Annotated in this window: 11 protein-coding genes and 1 pseudogene; 6 read left to right on the top strand and 6 right to left on the bottom strand. The window is 45.1% G+C overall.

All coding sequences use genetic code 11. From position 1 onward, the window contains the following. Window positions 1-27: 27 nt before the first annotated feature. Window positions 28-1,056, bottom strand: coding sequence for a diguanylate cyclase (locus F0228_RS01480; protein ID WP_171761747.1), 1,029 nt, complete (start codon window positions 1,054-1,056; stop codon window positions 28-30). A gap of 8 nt (window positions 1,057-1,064) precedes the next feature. Then, entirely contained in the window at window positions 1,065-1,532 is a 468-nt protein-coding gene (locus tag F0228_RS01475; protein WP_171761746.1) for a hypothetical protein, read from the bottom strand. A 372-nt stretch (window positions 1,533-1,904) separates the two neighbouring features. Here F0228_RS01475 and F0228_RS01470 point away from each other — a divergent pair, with 372 nt between their 5' ends. The 6 genes from F0228_RS01470 (at window position 1,905) to F0228_RS01445 (ending at window position 7,428) form a co-directional block, all read left to right on the top strand. Continuing rightward, complete coding sequence (locus F0228_RS01470) at window positions 1,905-2,273, top strand: cytochrome c (protein ID WP_171761745.1); 369 nt, start codon at window positions 1,905-1,907, stop codon at window positions 2,271-2,273. A gap of 58 nt (window positions 2,274-2,331) precedes the next feature. Further along, complete coding sequence (gene ccoN / locus F0228_RS01465) at window positions 2,332-3,756, top strand: cytochrome-c oxidase, cbb3-type subunit I (protein ID WP_171761744.1); 1,425 nt, start codon at window positions 2,332-2,334, stop codon at window positions 3,754-3,756. Window position 3,757: 1 nt separating this feature from the next. Continuing rightward, window positions 3,758-4,369, top strand: a complete 612-nt coding sequence (locus tag F0228_RS01460; RefSeq protein WP_171761743.1) for a cbb3-type cytochrome c oxidase subunit II — start codon at window positions 3,758-3,760, stop codon at window positions 4,367-4,369. Further along, the gene (locus tag F0228_RS01455) at window positions 4,366-6,522 is read left to right on the top strand and encodes a cytochrome c (RefSeq protein ID WP_171761742.1); all 2,157 of its coding nucleotides are present in this window, start codon (window positions 4,366-4,368) and stop codon (window positions 6,520-6,522) included. Before F0228_RS01460 ends, F0228_RS01455 begins: the two co-directional genes overlap by 4 nt. A 218-nt stretch (window positions 6,523-6,740) precedes the next feature. Next, complete coding sequence (locus F0228_RS01450) at window positions 6,741-6,968, top strand: PAS factor family protein (RefSeq protein ID WP_061031074.1); 228 nt, start codon at window positions 6,741-6,743, stop codon at window positions 6,966-6,968. Between the two features lie 277 nt (window positions 6,969-7,245). After that, window positions 7,246-7,428, top strand: a complete 183-nt coding sequence (locus F0228_RS01445) for a hypothetical protein (protein WP_004741177.1) — start codon at window positions 7,246-7,248, stop codon at window positions 7,426-7,428. 139 nt (window positions 7,429-7,567) lie between these two features. Here the strand turns inward: F0228_RS01445 and F0228_RS01440 are convergent, their stop codons facing one another. From F0228_RS01440 to F0228_RS01425, 4 genes and pseudogenes are all read right to left on the bottom strand, one after another. Beyond that, window positions 7,568-8,860, bottom strand: coding sequence for an alpha/beta fold hydrolase (locus tag F0228_RS01440; protein WP_061031075.1), 1,293 nt, complete (start codon window positions 8,858-8,860; stop codon window positions 7,568-7,570). Window positions 8,861-9,176: 316 nt separating this feature from the next. After that, window positions 9,177-9,914, bottom strand: coding sequence for a DUF3726 domain-containing protein (locus F0228_RS01435; RefSeq protein WP_116870764.1), 738 nt, complete (start codon window positions 9,912-9,914; stop codon window positions 9,177-9,179). After that, window positions 9,911-11,724: pseudogene (locus F0228_RS01430) on the bottom strand (hypothetical protein). The gene F0228_RS01435 and the pseudogene F0228_RS01430 overlap by 4 nt, the downstream one beginning before the upstream one ends. Before the next feature lie 288 nt (window positions 11,725-12,012). Next, window positions 12,013-13,620: a BCCT family transporter gene (locus tag F0228_RS01425; protein WP_008217070.1), complete on the bottom strand. Its 1,608-nt coding sequence runs from the start codon at window positions 13,618-13,620 to the stop codon at window positions 12,013-12,015. Window positions 13,621-13,686: the final 66 nt, after the last annotated feature.

Here is a 13,686-nt window from a genome sequence, read left to right as displayed (position 1 = left end):
CAAGCGTGTGGGGTAACTAGGTTATCATTATTGGCCTTGCATCGTAGTCAATAACTCCATCATATCCTTAGAGCTTATTTTCGCCTTATGTCTAACTACTGCATCAATCATCAATTCCAAATTACCCGCTGAAATATAATCTTTAAGCACGCTGTTAAACGTTTCTTGCATCTCATCACTTGAATATAAGTTTTCAGGGATAAAGAAAAGGAACTGGCTTCCACTGCTACGGAACGAGATGGTACTTTTGGGAACCTTAGTCGTCAGGGATTTCGCTGCAGAGCTAACAACTAGGTCGCCATATTCAAGCCCGTATTTTTGATTAATCTCGCTCAGGTTTCTAATTCGTACAAAATAAAGGTCATAGCGACTATCTCTCGGGTAACTATTTTTGACAAATCTCATTAGTGATACGCGGTTGCGAAAGCCTGTGATGAAATCCGTCGAATATAGTTTGCGCTTAAGTGAAAAGTCGAGGTAAAAAATGGCAGCCGTGATAAACCAGATTATGGCAAGTATTAGGCTGCTAACACCATGAACCATAACGAACTTGTCTACAATGGATGTATTCTCTTCAATAACTGGGCTTTGTAATCGAAACTTTTCGTTAATAAACTCAACCAAGGTGGTGTAACAAATATCGACTTTTTTTTGCAAGGAATCTTGGGGTAAAGCACCTTGCTGAACGAGTTTAATGGAAGCTTCTAATGACTTAAATTTTTCAAACTCTGTTGAAAAATATGGCTTAAAATTCGCAGATTTAATAAAGCTTGAAGATTCCGTACTGTTGAGGAGAATATCAAAACGACTCCAGGTGATATCATAAGCTAACCACAACTCGTCGTAATTTAGATTATCTGAACGGCTTATCATAAGAAAGTTGGCGTATTCTTTTACAAGCTGAAAAACAAACCACGTTGCTTCGTTTTGACGACTAGAGAAGCTTTTGTTTATATCGTCAATACGAGTAACGCTGTAGATGTTTATAGTTAGAATGGCTGCAGCAGAAATCAAAATAACAACTTTAACGGCATCCAGTGACAAGAACTTCTTCATGGTACTCCTCATAAATGAATATCTCGTATCTGCCAAATCATTTTTGCGTGGTAATCAGGGTTGTTGATGTCAGGCTGCGATGACAACGGGTAGATTAGCCAGTAGGGACCTTTCTCTCTCACCGACATAAACTCGCCGTTTTGTTTAACAGCAATAATCGGCTGGTAGTCGTAAAAATCTTCTTTTGGTATCGCCACTTTGTAGTCGTTTAGAGCCACAATAGTAACAAGCGATGACATCGATAAGTCTATGCTTTCTAAAATAACCTGCAGAGTCACACCACTGTAAAGCGATTCCCCCTCACTCCATGGAAGGACAGTTTTTATTTCAGTTTGAGGTAGTAGTAGCAACTGCTCTCGACTCAATTCATACTTTTTCCCAGTGTGATCAAACAAAGTCAAACCTGACGAGGCAAAAATAGAAAATGAACATAACGAAAAGAAACAAAGAAGTGCCGTTCTCATTTTAATCTCCATTTGATAATGGTCACTAAATTGAGTCTAGTTCAGATTATTGATTTGATTTACTAACAACAGCTTTATTTCTTTCAAAACCATCACTTTGTATATAATCGCCAAGTTAGATCTTAGATAAGCCCATTTATCAAGAAAACAATAACTTTGTTCCCAACCAGTAATCCAATTCCCTGCATGAATACGTAGTGACCAATAAAATTGACAAGAAAGATGAGTTTCAAAGTAGCGAGAAGTGCCGTCACAGCATAACCTTTAATCGAACGCAGTCATTTAAAGAGTCTATTTTATTCGTTTCATGGTGTGCTTATGCACCTTTGTCACTGTAAATAAACCTCAACATGGTTACTCACTTCATAATCAAGGGAATCGATAATGAGTTTTAATAAAAAAGCATTTAACCCCAAGGCGACACTTACTGCCTTAGTAATGACGCTGGTCATGTTTCCTGTTTCTGCTGAAGTTAATCAAGAACAATTTGAGTTAGGTAAGCAAAAAGCAAAAGTATGCATGACCTGCCATGGCGTTGACGGCATTTCAACACAAGATCCCTACCCTAATCTTCGAGGTCAAAAAATGGGGTATCTCATCTCTTCACTTAAAGATTATCAAACGAGAGAAAGAACGAGTGGTTTGGCGGTTCTAATGCAACAACAGGCCGACACGCTTTCAGATCAAGATATACGAGATATTTCGTATTTCTATTCAATGGTCGGTAGCGACTCAACCACATCTAGCGATTGAAGATCATCCACAGATTAAAATAAGTCAGCCATTGAAACTTTAGGCAAGGAGCCTTGTTATGGAACAAGTGACAACCCAGTACAGTATTAAGGTCGTGAAATACTTTATTATTGCCTCCTTAATCTGGGCCATTCTAGGTATGATTATCGGCGTGATTCTCGCCGCGCAATTGTATTGGCCGATACTAAACTTTGACTCTCAGTACTTTCAGTTTGGTCGGCTGCGTCCACTACATACGTCCGGTGTGATTTACGGGTTCGTCGTTAATATCCTGATGGGGACATCACTGTACATTGCCCAGAGAACGGGACATTGCGAACTGTTCAACAAAAGCCTGTCATGGATGGTGTTTTGGGGTTGGCAGCTTATCTTGCTATTGGCGCTCATATCGCTGCCAGCTGGCTACACCACATCAAAAGAGTACGCAGAGCTAGAATGGCCTATCGACCTACTTATCGTGTTGGTGTGGGTGCTCTACGCTATGTTGTTCTTTGGGACTATTGCTAAACGAAAAGTCGACCATATTTTCGTAGCGAATTGGTTCTTCGCTGCGTTCATCATTGTGATTGCAATGATCTTCATCGTAAACAATCTTGCGATGCCCGTTTCTGCCATGAAGTCTTATTCGGTCTTCGCAGGAGCACAAGACGCCATCGTCCAATGGTGGTGGGGCCATAATGCGGTAGGCTTCTTGTTAACGGCGGGGGTTATTGGAATGAACTACTACTTCATTCCCAAAGCGGCAGAACGCCCTATCTACTCTTACCGACTATCAGTAATTCATTTCTGGGGTTTGGTTGGTTTCTACACATGGGCAGGTACACACCACCTGATTTACTCATCCGTTCCGGTATGGGTTCAAAACATCGGTATTGTAATGTCACTGATTCTCTGGCTGCCATCATGGGCGGGCGCATTCAACAGTGCGATGACGCTTCTACAAAACAAAGAGAAACTTAAGTCCGATTACATTCTTTTATTCTTCTTTTCGGCCATTCTCTACTACTGCTTAGCTACATTCGAAGGTCCACTGCTTGCGATTCGCTGGTTCAACATGGTGGCGCACAATACCGAATGGATCATCGGTCACGTGCACTCCGGCGCACTTGGTTGGGTGGGTATGTCGGGGATAGCAGTCTTCTACTACTTCATTCCACGCTTATGGGGAAAAACCGAACTCTGGTCACCACGGCTTATTAAATGGCACTTCTGGTTGGCACACGCTGGTGTTGCTATCTACGCTATTGCCCTTTGGGTGGCGGGGGTTGGTGAGGGCTTCATGTGGCTCACTCAAAATGAAAACGGTGAGCTTGTCTATAGCTTCGTTGAAGCTATGAATTTCAAAGCTCCGTGGCTATTCCTACGCTTCTTTGGCGGTGCCCTATTTGTGCTTGGTTTGTTCTTAATGGCACTGAACCTGTACAAAACGGTACGAATGCCTAACACACCAGAAGCGAAACACACCGTAACGAAGGAGGCTTAAGATGAGCAAGGACTTTACACACTCAGTCGTCATATTAATTTTGACCACCGTAGCCGTCGCCTCCTTTTCGTTAGTGGTTTGGGTTGTGCCTAATATTGTTCGCAGTGACGATATCGCGAAAAACAGCTTAGCCGTTCCACTGACTGCCATAGAACTAGCAGGACGTGACATTTACATCAGCGAAGGCTGTCACGTATGTCATACGCAGATGGTGCGCCCGCTCGACCCGGAAGTGAAACGTAACGGACGCCCCAATCAAGAAGCGGATGATATCTACGAATTCCCTAATCTATGGGGCTCGAAACGTACTGGGCCAGATCTCACAAACCTAGGAAGAAAATATTCAGACCAATGGCATGTTCTGCATCTTATTTCGCCGCAGAAAGTAGTCCCAACCTCAATCATGCCGGCCTATCCGTGGCTGTTTGAGCAAACCTTGTCGGGGGATGATATCGGCGACAAGATGGAAGTTTTACGTACGTTAGGCGTGCCTTATACCGATCAAGAAATTGGCGATGCCAGACTGCAAGTAAGAGGAAAAACCAAAGGCGAAGCGCTAATTCGTTATCTACAAAGCCTTGGTAAAGATACGTCACAGGAGGTATCACAATGAATACATTCTGGAATCTATGGGCGGTAATATTAACCTTAATATTCTTTGTTCTAATGGTATCGGTTGTCGTTAAATATTGGCGTAGCAATCACAAGGCGGACCACGACCACACCATTGGCACCTTTGATGGTATTGAAGAGAAAGACGCACCGCCACCCAAGTTGCTGTTCATCAGCTATGCTGTCGCCTTCTTGCTGTCTGCTGGCTATTTGGTCCTTTACCCTGGGCTTGGTGAATGGGAAGGCTTAGTCGATTGGCAACAAAGCGACGACAAGCTTAGCTCCCCTAGCACAACGTTAGATGAGCAGTTTGCACAAACAAGCGAAACCACATTAGAAGGCCTCGCAACTGTTCCAGCTATCGTAAACAGCGGTAGAATTCTGTTCCAGACCCATTGTGCCGCGTGTCACCGCGACAACGGTCAAGGCCAAAAACACTTCCCTAACCTGATCGACCAAGAATGGCTATATGGCGGTAGCGATGAAGCGTTGATCCATTCCATTGCCAAGGGGCGAAATGGCGCAATGCCGGGTTGGAGTGAAATCATGCGCCCAGATGAAGTGGCAAAGGTTTCTTACTATCTAGCGTCTCTAAACCAACGCCATACCGATGTGCCTGAGGTTAAAGTCGAACTCGGTAAAAGCTTGTTTGTCCAATACTGTTCGTCTTGCCACGCTGATGGCACAGTTGCCAACCCAGAGATTGGGGTTCCCGATCTTTCCGATGACACTTGGCTCCATGGAGGCAGCATTGAAGAGATTCAACACACCATCAACTACGGCTTGAACAACCTGATGCCAGCGTTTGATGGTCAGCTCAGTGAGAACGAAATACTCGCACTTGGGGCATATATCCGACATGCGGGCGAAGCAGAACAACAAAGGGTGGCAAGCTTGGACTCACAGTCTGTTGAACGTGGCGAATACTTGGCGCATGCCGGTGACTGCGTGGCTTGTCACAGTGCAGAAGGTGGCGAACCCTTTGCTGGTGGCCTGCCGTTTGTTACTCCATTCGGTACCGTGTATTCAACCAATATCACCCCTCATACAACCGAGGGGATTGGAACCTATGACTTTGATGATTTCCGAGCCGCTTTAGTCGATGGTAAAGGTAAAAATGGTTACTTGTACCCTGCTATGCCATACACCTCTTATCAGTACCTCACCGACCAGGATATGGTCGATTTGTGGGAGTACATGCAATCCATCACAGCTGTACCAAGACGCAATGACGACAACAGCATGATGTTTCCATCGAACATTCGCCTAGGTCTGCTTGGCTGGAATATCGTGTTTATGGATACCGATCCGGTCGATTATCAAGTACCAGAGGAGATCAAAGACAAAGTCGACAACGTTGAGAAGTGGCAGCAAGGTAAATATTGGGTTGCAGGGCTTGGTCACTGCTCTGAGTGCCACACACCACGAAATATTGCACAAGCTCTAATACCTGAGCGCATTTTCCAAGGTAACTTAATTGATGGCTGGAATGCGCCCGATATTACCGCAAACGAGCTTTATATCGACGGCTGGGATGAGAAAACACTCACCGACTTCCTACACACCGGTCACTCAGACAAAGGCACGGCTTTCGCTGGTATGGCTGACGTAGTGAAAAATAGCCTGAGCTTGATGACACGTGAAGATATCGAGTCGATGTCCTACTACTTGTTGAGCGGTGATACCAACAACACCATTAGTAGCGATGCCGTACAGTTGCAGCCGAAAGGGTTTGATGAAGAGTCATACGCTGCCGAGATCTACACGACTTATCGCCAAACCTGTGGTGCGTGTCATGGTGACGATGGTAAAGGTCGCGACCCTATCGCCCCTACTCTGCTGAATAACGGCATCATCATGCACAGTGACCCATTCAACACCATTGCGGTAACGGTAAGGGGCTTACAACCTACGTATCTCGACAAAGACAGAAACTTCATGCCAATGGCTAGCTTTGAAGATGTCCTGTCTGATCAAAGGCTAGCCGAACTGATCACTTTCGTCCGATTACATCTCGGTGATAGAGAAGAACCAGTCACCGCAGAACATGTTCGCGAAGTGAGAGAAACCCTAGAGGCAGCGGGTTACGCGGGTGGGTTACATACCACACCTGACATGTATGACCGCAGAGATAACAACATCAACATCCGCTAGCGGATCTATCACTTAGAAAGTGAATTGCAAACGACCAAAGGAGACCTAAGTGTCTCCTTTTCTTTTGCGCTTTAAATGCCCTTGCTACTACAACACAATTATAACTAACTGATTACACAATTAAGCAGACTTGCACATAATGCGATCAATCTCGCAGAACAAAGATGACACCGAGTGCATAATACGCAAAATTTTATAATGAGTTACTAAGGACTGATATGGATACAACTACACTCATCTACGATACGTTGGAAGGTCTATCGAGCGCGAAACCACAACAACACGCTCAAATCCGCCAAAATCTATATAACCATCTAGATTTATCATTTGAGAAGCAGTTGGCTTTGTATTCATCCGTTCTTGGTCCAGCAAGTGCTGGTAGGTTGACCGACTTAGACAGTGCAGTAATGTCTGCGCGTAAAATTGTTGGTTTAGAAAACAGCTAATCTGTCGTCCAAGTGAATTCTTAAAAACGCTGCCTTGTGCAGCGTTTTTTTATGCTTCAATTTCCCGTATCGCAGCCCATTCTCTACGCTCTCTATCCCCCGACGACCAGCTATTTAGAGTAATAAGCTCGAACACTGATAAGTGCAATTTGTCGAAATTTTCAAGTTGCGGCCATTCTCATTTAGTTAATCTTATGTTCCATTTTTAACAGGTGTGTAACGACAATAATGGCGCTAATGTTAGTAGCACGTTAACCACACAGCGGATGGAAGAATCATGAGAGTACTTATTGAATACACACAAACAGGCAAATATCGTGATCAAGCTTGGGAAGCACTGACCATTCGTTCGAAAGGCGAGATTCAAGCTGTGACTCCATCTTACGCGGCTCAACTTATCGAACAAAATCGCGCCTGCTTAACCACAACAGAACATCAAGATATCGTCATCCAACCTTAATGGCTTATTGAGCTACCCCTCCTAGTTCCTTAAATCGAATAGTTCGATGACCTAACAAAAACGCTGCACGGATGCAGCGTTTTCTTTTTCTAGCGTTTCTAATTTTTAACGTCTCTTATTTCTAACTGTGATAGCTTGATTACTTTGGCAAATTCTCTAATGCTTCAACCATGGTCATCAGCTTGTCTACAATTCTTTCACCGTCTGCTCGTAAGCCGTTATGCTCATACTCATTAGTGATCCACGCTTTTGAGTTTGGAATGTTCGCCAATGTTTCACGGCTGTAATCCAGCTCAACGTACATGTCGTCGGCATAAACTGCGCACGCCATAGGCACGGTATTCTTGCTAAGTTGCGCTGCATTGTACAAAGTGCCCCAGTCCGACTTCTCAGCTAAGATATTCGCCGCTTCACGCAGTGGCTTCAGTGTCTCTAATTGGTCAAACATCCATGGGTAGACCATTTCTCCAGTAAACCAGAACTCACTTCCCGATTGGTAATTAAAGTGTGGATACTGCTCGCGAACTCGATGAGCCGACCAATTTGATGCTGTACCTTGGCAATAAATCGATTCATGCAAAATGGCATAGATTGGGTTGGTTAGATAACCCTGCTCTTGTTGCATTTGATTTAGGAAGCTGTAGCTCAGCTGCTTTTTACCATTTGCTTCAACAAACGCACTCTCTAATGTGAAGTACATAGGAAGGTTTGCTTCGCCAGCACCTAGGTTAATGCCAATCAATTGGAACTGTTCAACAGTAAATACCTGACCGTTTGGTAACTTCACTTCATTGTTAAGCAGATAATCAGAGATCTCACGACACATGGCTTGTGCTTGAGGGAATTGAGCAAAGAAGGCTCTGTTTTTATCTTCAACACGCTTATAGGTCGCACGGTATACATCGTCAGCTTCACGTTCAATAGACGGAATACCGCCCGTCACATAGCAGCGTTGCAAGCTTTTCGGGAACAGTGATAAGTAGCTTAGAGTGCAAAAGCCACCAAAGCTCTGGCCAATCGTCGACCACTGCTTAACACCAAATTGCTCACGAATCGCTTCAGCATCACGAACAATGTTGTCGGCCCTGAAGTGCGTAAGATATTCAGCTTGTTGCTCTGGAGAAAGATGCGCCAAGGTTTCATGGCTGATTACCGTGCTATTGCCAGTGCCACGCTGATCAAGAAGCAGAACGCGGTAGTTTTGTAAGGCACGTTTCATCCAACCTGATTCTCCACTCACACGCGGAGAAGGAAAGCCTGGGCCACCCTGAAAGTAGACAAGCCACGGGAGTTCTTGGCTGTCTTTTGCTAGATCGACAACTTCACGAGCGAATACTTGAATCTGCTGTCCATCTTTCGCTTGATAATCGAGTGGTAGTTCAAAATAGTGCTGACGATACAGGGTGGTTCCATCTATAAACTTAGCTTGCACGCTTCATTCCTTTTTATCTGATTCTAATGTCATCGGTACGAATAAAAGTAGCGCCCTATGGCACACATAGGTAGCAAGATACGCATAGTAGCTCGCAAATGAAACCGTTTGTTTAGCATGAATGTGAAGGTGCTTCATTTGATTGCTCAAGGAGTGTTCGTATCGTTACAACCTGTGTCAAAACGGCGCGTTTTTGAGGCTTTATCAAGGGATCAGTAAATAAAGAAGCAGGAAAATAAAAGGAACTTAACGAGGTGAGGATACGTTAAGCTCTTTTGGTGTTATCTGATGTTTCTTTTGCGGTAAGTTCAATCCACTATGAGGCGACTAACTCTCCTGCCCCTTGAATTGAACGCTGGCTATTTTCAACCAGAATCGCGGTGGCCGTTTCTTTTAATGTCGCCCACTCTGCGTCGTTGACCTCAATGCCATCACGCCACGCGTTTTCTTGTGTCTTAAATAACGACTCCGACGTGACATGTGTTTGGTAGCCATCTGACAAGCGTTCGATATCGAAATCCTGGACGGAAAGTTCGATGGTCATATTATGGATATGTTCGTCCGATGTCAGAGGCAAATCTGATAAAAACAGTTCTGGAGCAACGCAACCACGGTTAAGCACATACAAGGTGCTCTTAGGGTTAGAGCCGTTGTCCCAACGTGCAGTACACGCGATACCTTTCGCGGCCAGTTTCACAAGCTCGCTGTACGCTAGCCAGCGGTTATGACAGTTGTTGAGCTCAATTTTCAACGTCTTCTTACCGACCATTTTTTCAATCGCGTAATCCATCACCACAGGAAGATGGCACGCCAAGCTTGCCTTATGCAGGTCGACTTCAACCGTGTTATCACTTGTCACTTGAATATCAACTGGGCAGTCGTCCTCTAGACCTATAAAGTTGCTCGCATTATTAAAATGACGCACACCATCCAAGCCTACCATTTGTAAATCAGCCACCATGTTCGCTATCACATCGGCTTCACCACATGTACGGCGCATCCCTAAAAAGGCTTTGTTGACGGCCGCGACCAATTCATTGTGAGAAACGATCATAGCGATTTACCTCCATGTTGAGCATTGATATGTGTAGGAACGTTATGTGAGCCAGCAAGCTCCGCTTCACTCGGTAAGACTGGGAACACCCACTCGTCTTGATGAATTTCGTCAAGCAGCGGTGCGCCTTGGAAGAAGGTTACGCGAACCCAACGATCTGAGCGAGGATCAAACTTAGTTGCACCAAACATAGCCAGTTTGCAACGTAACAGATGCATCGGCAGCGACTCTTTATGAAGCACATTCATTTGAATGTCCCCCATCGCTTTGTTGCCCAGTGTCCATACGCGACGAGCTATAGCACGATGCTGTGGCTGTTTTACTAAGAACTCGGCTAGCGAGAGCTCCGGCGTAAACTGCAATAAAGCATGGTACAAACGATAAGCTTGACGACCGATATCTAACGGCAGTTCACGCTCTTCACCCAGCTCTTCACCTCGAACACCGAGTCTTGGCTCTTCTTTGTCTTGAGAGCGATACCAGAACCAGTAGTTGTTCTCAGCCTTAGTAAAGTCCGTTGTAATTGCCCAGCGGTACTTCTCTTCTAAGATCACCAACAGATCTTGTATTTTCTTACCGCTAGGAAGTGACAGTGTCTCGCTACAATTCATCTGCTCCTGATGGGCGTCCACTAATTCTGGGTACAATTCCATCAAGCATGAGATAAGGATTTCTTGGGCTTCCATACTCATGTGCTTAGATTGTTCAACTAACTGCGCCCATGTATCACATTGGCTGACAGACACTTCTAACGATTGCTCTGCGTGTTTCAACTCATCCACAGCAGCTTTGTTCAGCTCCTGCTGATGTTCATTGATGGTAACGACTTGTTCTAAATGACAAATCGCTTTTTTAACTAATGTACGTAGTGGCTTGATCAACGCCGTATCCGTGTGATTAGCCAACACGTCAGCTAATGCATGTTCACGGGTTGTCATCCATTGGTCGACAATACTTGGGTGGTTAATCAGGTATGGCGCCATGCCTAAACCAGTAGCATTACCCACACCTAGATAGCGTTGTAAGCCTCTGTGCAAGGTAATCGCTTGTTCACCGCCTTGTTGCTCTGCTAGGTAATGAACCCAGTCGAGACTAAATTCACGCAACATGTATACCGCACACATCTGAGCACTGAACGACTGATTGAAATCTGGGTTCTTTTCTAAAATTTTGAAGTCAGCAATACCGAACTTACCATTGCCATAAACCGCAGTAGTTCTCAGGATATAACCTACTTCCGCTAACTCTTTTGGCGTTGGTTGAACCCCTTTAGCCAAGTGGCTCACTATGTGTTCAAACACACGCACACTTTTGTTGGCGCGCGCTAGAACAAGCACATTGTTAGGGTTACGGCCTGCTTCTTGTAGCGGTACATTCGCACGAAGTCTCTCAAGTAGAGCGACATCCACATCGCCAAGAACCAAAGCAAATGTTACGTCCCACTTTTCAGCAATTACACGGTCATTTCGTTCGTCGTCTGCAATCTCATCGCAGAACACAACCAAATGATAAACATGGTTTGGCGTCTGTAGCTTATAGATAGCATGACCATACCCTTGAGGGTCTAATTGCCACTCATGCTTAGTCACTTTCCATTGCTGTTGCGCCATTTTGCGAATCAAAGTTCTTACGAAGCTGATACGCGTTTGGTGCATAGCACCTAGCCTTTCCGGTGCCATGACGACCGTTGCGTCACGTAGTGCTGATTCAGTGTAGGTAGAACGATGTGCATCCATTTTGCTCACCACCTTTGTAGTTATAAGGGTTTTGCTAGCCATTCAGAACCGATCGTTGCTGTCTTTTGAAGCATTTATAGCGACAGTATGTTGGTTAGCTTTCACGTTTTAATCGTTATTGATGTTGTCGGGGCAAGCGAACTCGCCCCTTATTATTTGTCCTGACTAGATCTCTTGACCTAAATAGTTGCCGTCCGATGTATCTTCACCAGTACGGGTTTTCTCTTCCTTTCGGAATCTGGTATCAGCCTTATTTCAAAGGCTGATACCTTGTTTCTCTTTAATTTTTAGAGAGCGTTACCTCTACAGTTTCTTTACAGTTCCTGCTCTTCTACAAACTCTGCTTTTCTACAAACTCTTTTCTACAAACCTTGCTCTTTCGCCATCTTGATTGCGATTTGAGGCGCATTCCAAAGCGATGGCAGTAAGATTAAGGACACCGGGACCGCTGTGATTACGATGAAAGATTGCAGTGCTGAAATACCACCAGAGCCTAGAGAAATCAGAATCAACGCCGTTACGCCCATCATCACGCCCCAGAAAGTACGGATGATTGCATTCGGCTCTGTCTCACCACTGATTACAACACTGATGGTGTAAGTCATTGAGTCGCCAGTCGTTACGATGAAAATCGTGGTTAAGATCAGGAACAAGATAGAGATAAGCATCGGCATTGGTAATTGCTGAGTTACCGCTAGCAGAGCACCTGGTAAGTTAAAGCCTTCAAACGCTTTACTTACGCTGCCTGGATCTGCGATTTCGAACGCAAGGCCAGAGCCACCAACAATCGTGAACCAGAAACAAGTAACAAACGGTGCAACTAAGCTGATGGTTGAAACCAGTTGGCGAATACTACGACCGCGAGAGATACGTGCAATAAAGATTGCCATCATTGGGCCGTAACCTAGGAACCAACCCCAGAAGAATACTGTCCACCAGCTCAACCACCCCTCGTCACCACGGTATGTCGCCATCGGGATGAAGTTATCGATCATGCTGCCTACACCTTGAATGTAGCCGTTAAAAATAAAGTTTGTAGGGCCAAAGATCAGGATGTAGACCATCAATGCCATTGCAAGAATCACGTTGTAACGGCTTAGCATTTGCATTCCACGGTTAAGGCCGCTCAATGCCGATAATGTGTATAGAACGATAGCGAATAAGATGATGATCAGCTGCGTCGTGAAGCCATCAGGGATATCAAACAGTGCATTCAGTGCATAGCTCACTTGCAAGCCCAAGAAGCCGATAGGACCGATGGTGCCCGCCGCTACAGCGACAATACAACATGCATCAATCAAAGCGCCGGTGTGACCTTTCAGTGCACGTTCGCCTAATACTGGGTAAAGCAAAATACGCGGTTTAAGTGGCAAGCCTTTGTCGTAGTGAAGGTGCATAACCACGATAGACGTTAAGCTGCCGACGATTGCCCATGCAAGGAAACCCCAGTGCATGAAAGATTGTGATAACGCATTCACCGCGCCTTGCTGTGCGTTTTCTTGTGCACCGTACAATGGTGGTGGGCTAACGTAGTGAGCAATCGGCTCCGCTGCAGCCCAAAATACGCCGCCACCCGCAAGTAGCGTACAGAAGATGATCGCCATCCAACGGAAACCATCCATTTCAGGTTTAGCGATGCCGCCTAGGATAACCTTACCTGTTCGCCCTGCCGCCAGGCCAAGACCAATAAGAAAAGTCAGAAGAAGTAGCATTTGCCAGTAAGGACCGAATACTTTTACCGACCACGCAAAGCCCGTGTTAACCAGAGTTGATAACAGTTCGCCATCAAATAAGGCCAGTGTCACGAACAGAGCGATAAAACCGCCGCTGTACCAAAGTGCCGGGTTGGATAACCCTAATTTGTCTGAGGTAGATTCAGACTGGTTGGTGTTGCTTGTTGCATTACTTGCTGTGTGTGCTTGACCCGCATTTAAGCTTGAAGATTTCACGCTATTGGTTAAATCAGACATACTCTGACTCCAGAGGTTTCTTTGCAGCTGTCATTTGAATGATGACTACAAGGGTGTATTTAACAC

The organism is Vibrio sp. 99K-1 (assembly GCF_013114585.1).
GTDB lineage: Bacteria > Pseudomonadota > Gammaproteobacteria > Enterobacterales > Vibrionaceae > Vibrio > Vibrio chagasii_B.
The sequence above is the reverse complement of the archived record's forward strand: the minus strand, read 5'-3'. Positions and strand labels throughout refer to the sequence as shown.